The organism is Citrobacter sp. wls706, assembly GCF_005281305.1.
Taxonomy (GTDB): Bacteria; Pseudomonadota; Gammaproteobacteria; order Enterobacterales; family Enterobacteriaceae; genus Citrobacter; species Citrobacter werkmanii.
Window position 1 is genome coordinate 78,625 of sequence record NZ_SZXG01000029.1, and the last position, 14,631, is coordinate 93,255.

A 14,631-nucleotide genomic window follows, 5' to 3' on the forward strand; every position below is an offset into this window, starting at 1 on the left:
TTATATTATGAGTCAACTAACTGAAAGCGTTTTTCTTTCTACCAAACCCATCACCAGCCTTGGTCTTTTTTACAGCCTGAGCCGCGGTCAGTTACGACCTGCACAGTGTTGGGATAAACGGAGCTTTCGGCGTAAGTTTATCTGGCGTTCATTACTGATACCTCGCCTTACCCGGGAATGGATGACTGAACTGGCGCAGTGGCCGGAGCTTGAAAACGTCCTCGCCCGTCAACCCCGGCTACCCGTTCGTCTGCATCGTCCTTACCTTGCCGCCAACTTCGATCGTAGAATGCGATTAGATGCGGTGCGTTTTCATTACCATGTTATCCGCAATGCATTCTTACCTGGTGAATTTAACGCCTTATTAAGTCATGACGGCTTACAGTTGGCGCAAATTGAAGGCAAAGATAACGAGATATTTACCGTGACCATGATGATGTTTCCGGTACTCGATAAAGAGGGTGAAAGTACCATTCTGGTGCGAAATGGCGAGGGTGACGAACTGACTAAAATGACATTTACGTTCTGCGAATATAATGGGAAAAGTACATTATTTATCGGCGGCATGCAGGGCAATTCACAACTTCCGCACGAAGCAACACAAAAAGCGACCAAATCCTGCCACGGAATATTCCCCAAACGCATTGTTATGGAAGCCATTTGTCGTCTGGCAGAACAATTGAATATCGAAAAGGTAATGGCTGTCAGTAATGAACAGCATATCTTTCGCAGTCCGCGTTACCACGATCAAAACAAAGTGATTCTTTCCGACTACAACGCATTTTGGGCGTCGCTTGGCGGCGAGTGCGACAGCCGCGGGTACTATCATATTCCGCGTGCGCTGGCTCGAAAAAGCGAAGCGGAGATTGCCAGTAAAAAACGCGCAGAATACCGCCGTCGCTATCAGCTACTGGACAGCATCCACGCGCAGCTGTCGTCAATGTTTCGCCACTAATCCGCTCTGCCGCGTGCCAGCCACAGTACGCGGGAAAACATTTTACGCAGCAAAGTAGGGACGGCGTCTACGCCACGCCGCCCTGCTTCCATCGCCACCTCGATCGCCAGATCCGGTTTTGACGACCGATGAATCGCCTTGGAGATAATTTTGCGCATATTCATTGGTACATTTTCCGGGATCTGCGCAACACGATGAAAGACATCGGCGAACCCCTGGCGATACATAAAGTGTTCCATATCCAGCGCGGGGAGCATGGTTAAATGATCGCGCTCCTCCTCTCGGTCGTTATTCAATAAACCGCGCACCGTGGCGGCATACTTTTTCCCGGCTTCATCGCCATCGACCAGCACGTGCCATTCAATTCCCATCCGGCGGGCAAACTTAACCAGTGGTTTAAGACCGGACTGAGCAAATTCAATGACTTTAATGCCTTCCGCATCAAAATGGTGTCCGCACTGGCGGGCCAGCTCGTTAATGACCCAGGTTTCCGTTTCGCCTTCCACCAGCAGCCAGCAGCGGGCAAACAGCGAAGATGCACGATTGAAACGAATATGGAAAGCGATACGCCGACCGTCCTCCGCGCTGATCCCACCCGGTCCCAACCGCCAGGCGGCTACCCGGGATGATTCACGTACCAGACGGACAACATGTTCCACCGGCGTGAGAGACAGCAACTCACCGGAGTTGGTGGTCGCCACCCGCTGGAGAGGAAGTAGATTCAGCAAGTGCCAGGCAACCGACAACATGATGGGATGTAAACGCGTTTCCGGGTCTTCTATCAGCAATAAAGGCCGGGCATCTTTATCCAGCCTTAACGTGCCTTTGGCCTGCAACAGCGTCGAGAACAGTCCTAACAGAATAACGCGATGCGTTCGTCCGCCGGGCTTATCAATCATGCGGTTAATGATATCCAGATAGCGCCAGCTACGTTGTTCGTTATTGGAGCGGCGACGCATCAGGCGATAGCGGGACTGACCAGAACCCTGCTCAGAAAAATAGTGCTCCAATAGCTGCACCATAGCCGACAGCCCCTGACGAATCTGCCCATCGGTTAGGTTTTGTGGTCGGGTAGCCAGTTCACGCGCCAGAAAATCCAGCTGGCGGGCGGTCACTTCAACATCTGCCGAATCCGGTACCGTACCGTTACGAATGCGTCGCATAAAACGTGCATCACGCAGACGCAACACAGGCATCAGACGCACGAGATGCCGCGCCAGGTCGTTAATGTCGTCGAGATCTAACGGATGACCATCGCCATCAAGAAAACTTCGTAGCGTCAGGACAGTCCCGTCATCCGCACACTCGCCCTCCAGACGATAGAATATACGGTGATAACTATCGTTACACGGCGTCCAGCAGGCTTCCAGAGGACGGTACCGACGAACCCGATGACGACCTGGTTGAGATTCTCGAAACGTCAGGATAATGTGCAAATGATGTTCCCGGCCCTGTATATCCCCCGGCGGGAACCAAAAATCCTCACGATCAAAATGGTACAAATCAGATTCCGGCGACAGCAGCAAGGTTAGAGCATCCAGCAGACTGGACTTACCCCACGCGTTCTCCCCAATCAGCACGTTACTCTGCTCAAGCATCAACGACAGGCGGTTAATACCACGAAATCCAACAATCTCAACGCGTTCGAGAATCATATAGCCTCCGGAAATGCTAACTTTTTCCTTCAAGTTATCAGGAGTATAACGTTAACCGGGCGCTCAGAGCACCCGATATCATCAGGAGGTTAATCGCAGAAACCCAAAAAATTAAGAATATTCTTCTTATGTTTCCCTGTGATTATAATTTCTAAGCTCAATCATCATTTTTAGCTAATTGAACTATGCTTCATTCATCGAATATTCAAAAAGGAATCACGACATATTGCCTTAAATCAAATTTTTTCATCAATTTAACTGGCGAAGGGATGATGTTTTTTTCTAAAATACCCGCTCTTTCATCATCGTCCCTTTAAGCGATGAATTACCGGGCAAGGAACACAAACCCGGAACTTTTAATTGAGGTGGTTATGTTCAGGAAATTAGCAGCCGAATTCTTCGGTACGTTTTGGCTCGTCTTTGGTGGGTGCGGTAGCGCAGTACTGGCCGCAGCATTCCCGGAATTGGGAATTGGATTTGCCGGTGTCGCATTGGCATTTGGTCTGACCGTATTAACTATGGCCTATGCCGTAGGCCATATTTCAGGTGGCCATTTTAACCCGGCAGTGACCTTCGGTTTATGGGCTGGCGGTCGCTTCCCGGCGAAAGACGTTATTGGATATGTTATTGCTCAGGTTGTGGGCGGTATTGTTGCAGCAGCGGCCCTGTATCTTATTGCCAGCGGTAAAGCAGGTTTTGATGCAACCGCCAGCGGTTTTGCCTCGAACGGCTTTGGTGATCATTCACCAGGCGGTTATTCCATGCTTTCTGCTGTTGTAATTGAAATTATTCTTACCGCTGGCTTCTTATTAGTGATCCACGGCGCGACCGACAAACATGCTCCGGCAGGTTTTGCACCTATTGCGATTGGTCTGGCGTTAACATTAATCCACTTGATCAGCATTCCAGTCACTAATACCTCCGTAAACCCGGCACGTAGTACTGCAGTTGCCATCTTCCAGGGCGGCTGGGCATTGCAACAATTGTGGTTCTTCTGGGTTATGCCGATTATCGGTGGGGTTCTCGGCGGTCTTATTTACCGCACTCTGCTGGAAAAACGTGATTAATCGATAACAAAAAGGCCTGGCGAAAGTCAGGTCTTTTTTTTCCTCTCTATATTTCCTTTTATTTGCAACTTTACTCCCCTCTTTGCATTGAGTAGTGTGTGCTGGCGCATTTCGTCTTACATCTCAGCAAGGATCGGGCTTTCATGTTTTCAGGGCTGTTAATCATTCTGGTTCCCCTTATTGTGGGCTACCTTATTCCACTTCGGCATATGGGCGCATTAAAACTCATCAATCGTCTGTTGAGTTGGATCGTCTACCTTATTCTCTTTTTTATGGGCATCAGCCTGGCGTTTCTGGATAATCTCGCCAGCAACCTGTTAGCCATACTTCATTATTCTGCTGTCAGCGTGACGGTCATTTTGCTGTGTAATATCGCCGCGCTATTCTGGCTGGAGCGTTCACTGCCCTGGCGGCATAACCACCAGCAAGAGAAACTCCCGTCGCGAATCGCGATGGCGTTTGAGTCGCTCCAGCTTTGCGGGGTTGTTGTGGTGGGTTTCCTGCTGGGTCTCACCGGTCTTTCCTTTTTGCAGCACGCCACCGAAGCCAGCGAATATACATTAATCTTTTTACTGTTCCTGGTGGGGATTCAACTTCGCAACAGCGGCATGACCCTCAAGCAAATCGTGTTGAATCGCCGGGGCATGATTGTGGCCGTCGTCGTCGTCGCCAGTTCGATGCTGGCGGGGGTTATCAATGCGTTGATCCTCGGCCTGCCGGTAAAAACCGCGCTGGCGATGGCGTCAGGTTTTGGCTGGTATTCGCTGTCCGGTATTCTGTTAACCGAGTCGTTCGGGCCGGTGATTGGGAGTGCCGCCTTTTTTAATGACCTGGCGCGTGAACTGATTGCCATTATGTTGATTCCCGGCATGGTGGGCCGCAGTCGCTCTACCGCGTTGGGGCTATGCGGGGCCACATCGATGGATTTCACCCTGCCAGTTTTACAACGCAGCGGCGGACTGGAAATGGTTCCGGCAGCCATCGTGCACGGTTTTATCCTGAGTCTGTTAGTCCCTCTGCTGATGGCATTTTTCTCCGCCTGACCCTCACTCAAATACCTCTCTGGCGGTAGTCAGCTACCGCCAAAATTGCGCTAAATCAATCTCCTTGCAAGTTGTAGCAGAAATCCCTTTTATCCCTGCGCGCACAGGCATAACCTTAAACATGTATATTAAATATAACTTTAAAAGGTGTGACCATGTTTTGTGTGCAATGTGAACAAACCATCCGTACTCCGGCAGGGAACGGCTGCTCTTACGCGCAGGGTATGTGCGGTAAAACGGCTGAAACCTCCGATTTGCAGGATCTGCTGATTGCTTCCCTACAAGGTCTGTCTGCATGGGCTGTTAAAGCGCGTGAATACGGCATCATCGACCATGAAATTGATAACTTTGCCCCGCGCGCGTTCTTCTCTACCCTGACCAACGTTAACTTCGACTCCCCGCGTATCGTCGGCTATGCCCGCGAAGCGATTGCCCTGCGTGAAGCGCTGAAAGCACAATGTCTGAACATTGATGCGAACGCAGCGGTCGACAACCCGATGGCGGACCTGCAACTGGTCAGCGACGATCTGGGCGATCTGCAACGTCAGGCAGCGGAATTTACCCCGAACAAAGACAAAGCGACGATTGGCGAGAACATTCTCGGCCTGCGCCTGCTGTGCCTGTACGGTCTGAAAGGTGCGGCGGCCTATATGGAACACGCGCACGTTCTCGGCCAGTACGACAACGACATCTATGCTCAGTACCACAAAATCATGGCGTGGCTGGGAACCTGGCCTTCCGACATGAACGCTCTGCTGGAGTGTTCTATGGAAATCGGCCAGATGAACTTCAAAGTAATGAGCATCCTGGACGCCGGTGAAACCACCAAATACGGTCACCCGACGCCGACTCAGGTCAATGTTAAAGCAACCGTTGGTAAATGCATCCTGATCTCCGGTCACGACCTGAAAGATCTTTACAACCTGCTGGAGCAGACTGAAGGTACCGGCGTTAACGTCTATACCCACGGTGAAATGCTGCCAGCACACGGCTACCCGGAACTGCGTAAGTTCAAACACCTGATCGGTAACTACGGCAGCGGCTGGCAGAACCAGCAGGTTGAGTTCGCTCGCTTCCCAGGCCCAATCGTGATGACCTCTAACTGCATCATCGACCCGACAGTGGGTGCTTACGACGACCGTATCTGGACCCGTAGCATCGTCGGCTGGCCGGGCGTGAGCCACCTCGAAGGCGACAACTTCGGTCCGGTTATTGCTCAGGCGCAGCAGATGGCTGGCTTCCCGTACAGCGAAATCCCGCACCTGATCACCGTAGGTTTCGGTCGCCAGACGCTGCTGGGCGCTGCTGATACCTTAATCGACCTGGTCAGCCGTGAAAAATTGCGTCACATCTTCCTGGTCGGCGGCTGCGACGGCGCGCGCGGCGAACGTAACTACTTCACCGACTTCGCCACCAGCGTACCGGACGATTGCCTGATCCTGACCCTGGCGTGCGGTAAATACCGTTTCAACAAACTGGAGTTCGGCGATATCGAGGGTCTGCCGCGTCTGGTCGATGCCGGTCAGTGTAACGATGCTTACTCTGCCATCATCCTGGCGGTCACTCTGGCAGAGAAGCTGGGCTGCGGCGTAAACGATCTGCCGCTGTCTCTGGTGCTCTCCTGGTTTGAACAGAAAGCGATTGTGATTCTGCTGACCCTGCTGTCGCTGGGCGTGAAAAACATCGTCACTGGCCCGACTGCGCCTGGCTTCTTTACGCCGGATCTGCTGGCTGTGCTCAACGAAAAATTCGGCCTGCGTTCCGTAACCACCGTTGAAGAAGACATGAAGCAGCTGCTGAGCGCGTAAGGAGTAAAGAATGACAATGCCAACTCATCAGTGCCCATGGCGGATGCAGGTGCATCACATCCATCAGGAAACGCCGGATGTATGGACAATTTCGTTGCTGTGCCACGACTATTATCCGTACCGCGCCGGGCAGTATGCACTGGTCAGCGTACGTAATTCAGCGGAGACCCTGCGTGCTTACACCATTTCATCTACACCGGGAGTAAGCGAGTACATCACGCTGACTGTTCGCCGGATTGACGATGGTGCAGGCTCACAGTGGCTGACCCGCGACGTGAAGCGCGGCGACTATATCTGGCTGTCCGATGCCATGGGTGAATTTACCTGTGAAGATAAGGCGGAAGATAAGTTCCTGATGCTGGCTGCCGGTTGCGGCGTTACGCCAATCATGTCAATGCGTCGCTGGTTGGCAAAGTACCGCCCACAGGCCGATGTGCAGGTGATCTTTAACGTTCGTTCACCGCAAGATGTTATTTTTGCCGACGAATGGCGCGAATATCCGGTGACCTTAGTCGCTGAAAACAATGCCACCCACGGTTTTGTTTCTGGCCGACTGACGACCGATCTGCTGAAAAGCGTGCCGGATCTGGTCTCTCGTACCGTGATGACCTGCGGCCCGGCGCCGTATATGGATCTGGTCGAAAAAGAAGTCAAAGCGCTGGGCGTGACGCGCTTCTTTAAAGAGCAGTTCTTCACGCCGGTTGCCGAGGCCGCCACCAGCGGTCTGAAGTTCACCAAGCTGCAACCGGCAAAAGAGTTTTACGCGCCGGTGGGCAGTACGCTGCTGGAAGCGCTGGAAAGCAATAAAGTGCCGGTCGTTGCCGCATGTCGTGCGGGCGTTTGCGGCTGCTGCAAAACCAAAGTGGTTGACGGTAACTACACGGTCAGCAGCACCATGACGCTGACGGATGCAGAAATAGCCGAAGGCTATGTACTGGCCTGCTCCTGTCATCCGCAGGGTGATTTAGTACTCGCTTAACCTATAAAATACCCCTTCGTAGCTGCTCCAGGCCGGATAATGCGTTTACGCCATATCCGGCCTTTTTTTACCGCCAGGCCGAATTCCTTGCCACCGAGAAACGCCCCGCCCCTAAAAACGCGACAGCCAGCGCACCGATAAAAAAGTACACCAGACTCTCAATCGCCCATGCGCCAGTTTTATCCAGTGACCAGGTTTCGCCCATCCCGACCATCAGCCATGCCACCACCATCGTAAAGGCCAGCCCCAACGCCGCCGGACGGGTCAGGATCCCAAGGATAATCAGGCAAGGCGCAACGACTTCCCCCAACAGAACGCCGTAAGCAATAAAGCCCGGAAAACCTTTCGCTACCAGCATGCCGCTGATGCCATCAATACCGGAGAACAATTTATGTAAGCCATGAAACAGCATCAATCCACCAACGGCGATGCGTAACAGAAACTTGCCAAAGTCTTCATGAGTCAGCGTTCGGTTAACTGCATTTAATAGTTTAGTAACCATTTGAATTCATTCCTTGTTTCACCATGCCAGATATCAAACTACGCGTTATCTGCTCGAAATGTAAGCTGCCGAAAATAAGGGGGAAATGAGAAGCATAACTATCATCTTCATCTAAACTTGTAACCGGTATCACATTAAAGGAGATGGAAAACCATGAAACAAACGGTTGCCGCTTTTATTGCTAAAACCCTCGAACAAGCTGGCGTTAAACGCATTTGGGGCGTAACGGGTGATTCATTAAATGGCCTCAGTGACAGTCTCAATCGCATGGGAACGATTGACTGGATGCCGACCCGTCATGAAGAAGTTGCCGCCTTCGCCGCTGGCGCAGAAGCGCAACTAACCGGCGAACTGGCCGTCTGTGCCGGTTCATGTGGACCGGGCAACCTGCACCTGATCAATGGTCTGTTTGATTGCCACCGCAACCATGTTCCGGTCCTGGCGATTGCCGCACATATCCCTTCCAGCGAGATCGGCAGCGGTTATTTTCAGGAGACCCACCCGCAAGAGTTGTTCCGCGAATGTAGCCACTATTGCGAGCTGGTTTCCAGCCCTGAACAGATCCCGCAGGTACTCGCCATTGCCATGCGTAAAGCCGTATTAAATCGTGGCGTCTCGGTGGTGGTATTACCCGGCGACGTCGCGCTGAAGCCAGCGCCGGAAAGCGCCAGCACGCACTGGTATCATGCGCCGTTACCGGTCGTCACACCGGAAGAAGAAGAACTCAGAAAACTGGCGCAACTACTGCGTTATTCCAGCAATATCGCCCTGATGTGCGGCAGCGGCTGTGCCGGTGCGCATCAAGAACTGGTAGAGTTTGCGGCAAAAATCAAAGCGCCGATTGTCCACGCCCTGCGGGGTAAAGAGCACGTCGAATACGACAACCCATACGACGTCGGTATGACCGGGCTGATTGGCTTTTCATCCGGATTCCACACCATGATGAATGCCGACACGCTGATCCTGCTCGGCACCCAGTTTCCCTATCGCCCGTTCTACCCCACCGACGCCAAAATTATTCAGATTGATATCAATCCGGCGAGCATCGGCGCGCACAGTAAAGTTGATATGGCGCTGGTGGGCGATATTAAATCCACTCTCCGCGCCCTGTTGCCGTTGGTGGAGGAAAAAACCGAGCGGAAGTTTTTAGACAAAGCGCTGGAGCACTATCGTGAGGCGCGCAAGGGTCTGGATGATTTAGCCAAACCGAGCGATAAAGCCATTCATCCGCAGTATCTGGCGCAGCAGATCAGCCATTTTGCCGCTGACGACGCTATCTTTACCTGCGATGTTGGTACCCCAACGGTTTGGGCTGCACGCTATCTGAAAATGAACGGCAAACGTCGCCTTCTCGGGTCGTTTAATCACGGGTCGATGGCGAACGCTATGCCACAGGCACTCGGCGCACAAGCGACCGAACCGGGACGCCAGGTCATCGCCATGTGCGGTGACGGTGGTTTTAGCATGCTGATGGGCGATTTTCTGTCGGTTGTCCAGATGAAGCTGCCAGTAAAGATTATCGTCTTCAACAACAGCGTACTGGGATTTGTGGCGATGGAGATGAAGGCTGGCGGTTATCTGACCGACGGTACGGAGCTGCACGACACCAACTTCGCGCGGATTGCCGAAGCCTGCGGCATTACGGGCATTCGTGTGGAGAAATCCTCAGAGGTCGATGAGGCACTGCAAAGGGCGATGTCGATTGACGGTCCGGTACTGGTTGATGTGGTGGTGGCGAAAGAAGAGTTAGCCATCCCGCCGCAGATCAAACTCGAACAAGCGAAAGGTTTTAGCCTGTATATGTTGCGCGCAATCATCAGTGGACGCGGTGATGAAGTGATGGAACTGGCGAAAACTAACTGGCTCAGGTAAAACAGAGGGCATTACCTCACTAAAAAAGGAATGCCCGTGATTGATTTACGCAGTGATACCGTAACCCGGCCGAGCCGCGCCATGCTGGAAGAGATGATGGCGGCCCCGGTCGGGGACGACGTATACGGAGATGACCCTACCGTTAACGCTCTCCAGCAATACGCTGCTGAGCTTTCTGGCAAAGAAGCTGCTATTTTCTTACCTACCGGCACTCAGGCGAACCTGGTTGCGCTGCTCAGCCACTGTCAGCGCGGTGAAGAGTATATCGCAGGCCAGGGCGCACATAACTATCTCTACGAAGCGGGTGGCGCTGCGGTGCTCGGCAGCATCCAGCCGCAGCCTATCGATGCCGCGCCGGATGGCACCTTACCGCTGGACAAAGTGGCGGCAAAAATCAAAGCGGATGATATCCATTTTGCCCGCACACGTCTGCTTAGTCTGGAAAACACCCACAACGGCAAAGTGCTGCCACGCGAGTATCTGAAAGATGCCTGGGAATTCACTCGTGAGCGCAATCTGGCTCTGCACGTTGATGGCGCGCGTATTTTTAACGCCGTCGTTGCTTACGGCTGTGAGCTGAAAGAGATCACGCAATACTGCGACTCGTTCACCATTTGTCTCTCCAAAGGTCTGGGGACGCCGGTAGGCTCACTGCTGGTCGGTAGTCACGACTACATTAAACGCGCCATCCGCTGGCGTAAAATGACCGGCGGCGGAATGCGTCAGGCCGGGATTCTGGCTGCGGCCGGACTGTATGCGTTGAAAAATAACGTGGCGCGTTTACAGGAAGACCATGACAATGCGGCCTGGATGGCGGAACAGCTGCGCGAAGCAGGCGCAGACGTCATGCGTCACGATACCAACATGCTGTTTGTCCGCGTTGGCGAAGAGCACGCTGCTGCGCTGGGCGAGTATATGAAGGCGCAAGGCGTACTGATTAACGCCTCCCCAATTGTACGCCTGGTGATGCATCTGGACGTATCGCGTGAACAACTTGCCGAAGTCGCCGCCCACTGGCGCGCTTTTTTAACTCGCTAAGGAGATGGGCGTGCCGCAACGGATTTTGGTTCTTGGCGCCAGTGGCTACATTGGTCAGCATCTGGTACAGGCGCTCAGCCAGCAAGGGCACCAGGTGCTGGCTGCGGCACGCCGTATTGAACGTCTGGAAAAACTGCAACTGGCTAACGTCAGTTGCCACAAAGTCGACTTAACCTGGCCTGATAACCTGACGCCGCTGCTGACGGATGTTGATACGGTTTATTATCTGGTCCATGGCATGGGTGAAGGCGGTGATTTTATCGCTCATGAGCGCCAGGTCGCGATGAACGTGCGTGATGCGCTACGTAGCATCCCCGTCAAACAGCTTATTTTCCTGAGCTCGTTGCAGGCTCCCCGGCATGAACAATCCGATCATCTGCGTGCGCGACAGATAACCGCAGACACTTTGCGCGAGTCAGACGTACCGGTGACCGAACTGCGTGCAGGCATTATCGTCGGGGCGGGTTCCGCCGCTTTTGAAGTAATGCGCGATATGGTCTACAACCTGCCGGTACTTACGCCTCCGCGCTGGGTACGTTCGCGTACCACGCCCATCGCGCTGGAAAATTTGATGTACTATCTGGTGGCGCTGTTGGACCATCCCACAAGCCATCACCGCATACTCGAAGCCGCAGGGCCGCAGGTATTAAGCTATCAGGAACAGTTCGAACATTTTATGGCAGTCAGCGGCAAGCACCGCTTGTTGATCCCTATCCCCTTTCCGACCAGTTGGATTTCGGTGTGGTTTTTGAATGTTATTACGTCGGTACCGTCCACTACGGCAAAGGCGCTGATACAAGGCTTAAAGCATGACTTGCTGGCCGATGACGCTGAGCTACGCGCGCTGATCCCACAAAAGCTGATCCCCTTTGATGACGCAGTGCGCAGCACGCTGAAAGAAGAACAGAAGTTGGTTAACTCCAGCGACTGGGGGTATGACGCTCAGGCATTCGCCCGCTGGCGTCCCGAATATGGCTATTTTGCCAAACAGGCTGGCTTTAGCGTCGACACCTCCGCCAGCCTGAAAGCGCTGTGGCAGTTGGTGAACCGACTCGGCGGGAAAGAGGGCTATTTCTTTGGCAATTTTTTGTGGAAGACGCGCGCCGCGCTGGACCTGCTGGTCGGCCATAAGCTGGCAAAAGGCCGCCCGGAAAACCCGTTGTTGCAGGTTGGCGATGCCGTGGATAGCTGGAAAGTGATCATCGTTGAGCCAGAAAAGCAGCTCACGCTGCTGTTTGGCATGAAAGCGCCGGGATTAGGCCGTTTAAGCTTTACACTGGAAGATAAAGGCGATCATCGGCGCATCGATGTACGCGCCTGGTGGCATCCGCACGGCATGCCCGGTCTCTTCTACTGGTTGTTGATGATCCCGGCTCATCTGTTCATTTTCAGAGGGATGGCAAAGCGTATCGCCAAACTTGCAGAACAAATCACAGACTAATGACAAAAAGAGACTGTATTCTTTCACGTTTCCCATTGCATACAGGCGTATTTCACGGAAGAATGCGCACGATGTTTTTTAAACACAGTGGATTGATATGAAGGTACTGGTTACCGGAGCCACCAGCGGCTTGGGCCGAAATGCGGTTGAGTTTCTATGCAGCAAAGGCGTCAGCGTCAGAGCCACCGGTCGCAACGAAGCGATGGGCAAGCTGCTGGAGAAAATGGGCGCAGAATTTGTGCATGCGGATTTGACCGAACTGGTCTCTTCGCAGGCAAAAGTCATGCTCGCAGGTATCGACACGCTGTGGCACTGCTCCAGTTTTACCTCACCATGGGGAACGCAGGAAGCCTTCGATCTGGCCAACGTTCGTGCTACCCGCCGTCTGGGCGAATGGGCCGTTGCCTGGGGCGTACGTAACTTTATCCATATCTCCTCTCCGTCGCTCTATTTTGACTATCACCACCATCGGGATATCAAAGAGGACTTCCGACCACATCGCTTCGCCAATGAATTCGCCCGCAGTAAAGCGGCTGGTGAAGATGTGATTGCATTGCTCGCGCAGGCTAACCCGCAGACCCGCTTCACGGTATTGCGTCCACAAAGTCTGTTCGGACCTCACGATAAAGTTTTTATCCCCCGTCTGGCCCACATGATGTACCACTACGGCAGCATCCTGTTGCCGCACGGTGGAAGTGCGTTGGTGGATATGACCTATTATGAGAACGCGGTACACGCAATGTGGCTGGTAAGCCAGGAAGCTTGCGATAAGCTGCCGTCAGGCCGCGCATACAACATTACTAACGGCGAGCATCGAACGCTGCGCAGTATCGTGCAGAAGCTGATCGACGAGTTGAATATTGATTGCCGAATCCGCTCGGTGCCCTACCCGATGCTGGACATGATTGCCCGCAGCATGGAGCGTCTGGGCAATAAATCGGCGAAAGAGCCAAAGCTTACACACTACGGCGTATCGAAGCTGAATTTTGACTTTACGCTGGATACCACCCGCGCGCAGGAAGAGTTAGGTTATCAGCCCATCGTCACGCTGGATGAAGGGATTGAGCGTACCGCAGCCTGGCTGCGCGACCACGGTAAGCTACCGCGTTAACCCTGCCCGTATTTCTCCAGTAACGCTTCGGCAATCGCCTGAGTTTCTGCGTCCGCCACGCCGTTCCACAACGTCGGGCGGAAGTGCATCTGAAAGGCCATAATCACCCGCTGCTGTTCACGCGGCGTCATATCAGGTTTTACCTCATAACCGTAGCGCGACAGCAGATCGAGTAACGATGCAGTGTCTACCGGCGTAGACGGCGCTCTCCCGTTGAGATAAAACGCCACGCGCTGGGCGTCTGGCCATGCGCCGATTCCCTGTGCAGCCAGCTGTTTCCATGGAAACAATGGGCCAGGATCGTCCTTACGCTGCGGTGCGACGTCCGCATGAGCCACCACGTTTTGCGGCTTGATGTCGTAGCGAGCAATAATGTCCTTCGCCAGTGGGATCAACGCCTGAATCTGCGCTGGCTCAAACGGGGCAAAATATTTCGTTCCCGCCGATTTTTGCCAGCCGCGGTTTTCCAGCTCAATGCCAATCGAGGTATCGTTAATCCGCGTCGCGCCGCGCCAGAAACTAATCCCCGCATGCCAGGCCAAATCTTTTTCCGGGACCAGTTGCCAGATACGCGGCTTGCCGTGATAAAGCGGCGGCACAGCCGGGATCAAATAGTGTGAACTGACGTTTTTATCGGTCAGCGTAGCCAGAGAAGCGTCAAAATCATCGGCCGTGTAATGGATAACCAGCACTTTAATGCGCGGGTAAGCGGCCTGCGCCTGACGGCGGGTATCCAACTGATATCCTTCTTTATCGACAATCCCTTTTTCGCCAGCGCAGCCCGCCAGCAGCAGCGTCAATGCCAGCAGCCACAACAGACGCTTCATCGGCGAGTTTTCACCGCAGTACCGCTGACGCTCACCATCAACATGCTGCCATCTTTACCCACGGTTTCGTAATCAATGTCGATACCGACGACCGCATCAGCACCCAGCGCTTTCGCCTGTTCACCCAGCTCCTGAAAAGCAATTTCGCGCGCTTTGCGCAACTCTTTTTCATACGCGCCGGAGCGGCCGCCGACAATATCGCGAATGCCAGCGAAGAAATCACGGAAGATATTCGCGCCTAAAATGGCTTCACCCGTCACCACACCGCAGTATTCCACGATGCTCTGCCCTTCAAGCGTTGGGGTAGTTGAAAACTGCATGGTTAATCTCCTT

General features: G+C 53.4%; 13 protein-coding genes. 9 read left to right on the forward strand and 4 right to left on the reverse strand.

What is annotated here, in order from left to right:
- The first annotated feature begins 7 nt into the window (after nucleotides 1-7).
- Nucleotides 8-955 carry a VirK/YbjX family protein gene (locus FDW92_RS05285; RefSeq protein ID WP_042307413.1) on the forward strand — a complete coding sequence of 316 codons (948 nt, stop codon included), beginning with the start codon at nucleotides 8-10 and terminating at the stop codon, nucleotides 953-955.
- Here FDW92_RS05285 and FDW92_RS05290 read toward each other — a convergent pair.
- Nucleotides 952-2,610, reverse strand: a complete 1,659-nt coding sequence (locus FDW92_RS05290; protein ID WP_042307412.1) for an ATP-dependent endonuclease — start codon at nucleotides 2,608-2,610, stop codon at nucleotides 952-954. The two genes, FDW92_RS05285 and FDW92_RS05290, sit on opposite strands and share 4 nt — an antisense overlap.
- 371 nt (nucleotides 2,611-2,981) lie before the next feature.
- On the opposite strand from FDW92_RS05290, the gene aqpZ reads away from it, so the two are divergent.
- The 4 genes from aqpZ to hcr all read left to right on the forward strand — a co-directional run bounded on the left by aqpZ (nucleotide 2,982) and on the right by hcr (nucleotide 7,507).
- The gene (gene aqpZ / locus FDW92_RS05295) at nucleotides 2,982-3,677 is read left to right on the forward strand and encodes an aquaporin Z (RefSeq protein WP_042307410.1); all 696 of its coding nucleotides are present in this window, start codon (nucleotides 2,982-2,984) and stop codon (nucleotides 3,675-3,677) included.
- Between the two features lie 143 nt (nucleotides 3,678-3,820).
- Nucleotides 3,821-4,720, forward strand: coding sequence for a lysine exporter LysO family protein (locus tag FDW92_RS05300; RefSeq protein WP_042307409.1), 900 nt, complete (start codon nucleotides 3,821-3,823; stop codon nucleotides 4,718-4,720).
- A 155-nt stretch (nucleotides 4,721-4,875) separates the two neighbouring features.
- Entirely contained in the window at nucleotides 4,876-6,528 is a 1,653-nt protein-coding gene (gene hcp / locus FDW92_RS05305; RefSeq protein WP_042307407.1) for a hydroxylamine reductase, read from the forward strand.
- 10 nt (nucleotides 6,529-6,538) lie between these two features.
- Nucleotides 6,539-7,507 (forward strand): NADH oxidoreductase, encoded by a 969-nt coding sequence (gene hcr, locus FDW92_RS05310; protein ID WP_042307404.1) that lies wholly within the window; start codon nucleotides 6,539-6,541, stop codon nucleotides 7,505-7,507.
- Between the two features lie 67 nt (nucleotides 7,508-7,574).
- On the opposite strand, the gene FDW92_RS05315 is transcribed toward hcr, so the two are convergent.
- The gene (locus FDW92_RS05315) at nucleotides 7,575-8,009 is read right to left on the reverse strand and encodes a DoxX family protein (protein WP_042307402.1); all 435 of its coding nucleotides are present in this window, start codon (nucleotides 8,007-8,009) and stop codon (nucleotides 7,575-7,577) included.
- A 153-nt stretch (nucleotides 8,010-8,162) separates the two neighbouring features.
- Between FDW92_RS05315 and poxB the strand changes: the two genes are divergently transcribed.
- The 4 genes from poxB to FDW92_RS05335 all read left to right on the forward strand — a co-directional run bounded on the left by poxB (nucleotide 8,163) and on the right by FDW92_RS05335 (nucleotide 13,471).
- A complete protein-coding gene (gene poxB / locus FDW92_RS05320; protein WP_042307401.1) occupies nucleotides 8,163-9,881 on the forward strand; it encodes a ubiquinone-dependent pyruvate dehydrogenase in 1,719 nt (572 codons plus the stop codon).
- A gap of 36 nt (nucleotides 9,882-9,917) precedes the next feature.
- The gene (gene ltaE, locus FDW92_RS05325; protein WP_038641868.1) at nucleotides 9,918-10,919 is read left to right on the forward strand and encodes a low-specificity L-threonine aldolase; all 1,002 of its coding nucleotides are present in this window, start codon (nucleotides 9,918-9,920) and stop codon (nucleotides 10,917-10,919) included.
- 10 nt (nucleotides 10,920-10,929) lie between these two features.
- The gene (locus FDW92_RS05330) at nucleotides 10,930-12,360 is read left to right on the forward strand and encodes an SDR family oxidoreductase (RefSeq protein WP_042307983.1); all 1,431 of its coding nucleotides are present in this window, start codon (nucleotides 10,930-10,932) and stop codon (nucleotides 12,358-12,360) included.
- A gap of 97 nt (nucleotides 12,361-12,457) precedes the next feature.
- Entirely contained in the window at nucleotides 12,458-13,471 is a 1,014-nt protein-coding gene (locus FDW92_RS05335) for an NAD(P)-dependent oxidoreductase (RefSeq protein ID WP_042307400.1), read from the forward strand.
- On the opposite strand, the gene FDW92_RS05340 is transcribed toward FDW92_RS05335, so the two are convergent.
- Together FDW92_RS05340 and FDW92_RS05345 are read right to left on the reverse strand one after the other, a co-directional pair.
- Entirely contained in the window at nucleotides 13,468-14,298 is an 831-nt protein-coding gene (locus FDW92_RS05340) for an N-acetylmuramoyl-L-alanine amidase (protein ID WP_137400580.1), read from the reverse strand. The two genes, FDW92_RS05335 and FDW92_RS05340, sit on opposite strands and share 4 nt — an antisense overlap.
- Nucleotides 14,295-14,618 carry a heavy metal-binding domain-containing protein gene (locus tag FDW92_RS05345; protein ID WP_001160725.1) on the reverse strand — a complete coding sequence of 108 codons (324 nt, stop codon included), beginning with the start codon at nucleotides 14,616-14,618 and terminating at the stop codon, nucleotides 14,295-14,297. Before FDW92_RS05345 ends, FDW92_RS05340 begins: the two co-directional genes overlap by 4 nt.
- Nucleotides 14,619-14,631: the final 13 nt, after the last annotated feature.

Excerpts from the sequence above, each read along its gene's own strand:
- FDW92_RS05285 (WP_042307413.1), top strand. The coding sequence starts at position 8 with ATGAGTCAACTAACTGAAAGCGTTTTTCTTTCTACCAAACCCATCACC.
- FDW92_RS05290 (WP_042307412.1), bottom strand. The coding sequence starts at position 2,610 with ATGATTCTCGAACGCGTTGAGATTGTTGGATTTCGTGGTATTAACCGC.
- aqpZ (WP_042307410.1), top strand. The coding sequence starts at position 2,982 with ATGTTCAGGAAATTAGCAGCCGAATTCTTCGGTACGTTTTGGCTCGTC.
- FDW92_RS05300 (WP_042307409.1), top strand. The coding sequence starts at position 3,821 with ATGTTTTCAGGGCTGTTAATCATTCTGGTTCCCCTTATTGTGGGCTAC.
- hcp (WP_042307407.1), top strand. The coding sequence starts at position 4,876 with ATGTTTTGTGTGCAATGTGAACAAACCATCCGTACTCCGGCAGGGAAC.
- hcr (WP_042307404.1), top strand. The coding sequence starts at position 6,539 with ATGACAATGCCAACTCATCAGTGCCCATGGCGGATGCAGGTGCATCAC.
- FDW92_RS05315 (WP_042307402.1), bottom strand. The coding sequence starts at position 8,009 with ATGGTTACTAAACTATTAAATGCAGTTAACCGAACGCTGACTCATGAA.
- poxB (WP_042307401.1), top strand. The coding sequence starts at position 8,163 with ATGAAACAAACGGTTGCCGCTTTTATTGCTAAAACCCTCGAACAAGCT.
- FDW92_RS05335 (WP_042307400.1), top strand. The coding sequence starts at position 12,458 with ATGAAGGTACTGGTTACCGGAGCCACCAGCGGCTTGGGCCGAAATGCG.
- FDW92_RS05340 (WP_137400580.1), bottom strand. The coding sequence starts at position 14,298 with ATGAAGCGTCTGTTGTGGCTGCTGGCATTGACGCTGCTGCTGGCGGGC.
- FDW92_RS05345 (WP_001160725.1), bottom strand. The coding sequence starts at position 14,618 with ATGCAGTTTTCAACTACCCCAACGCTTGAAGGGCAGAGCATCGTGGAA.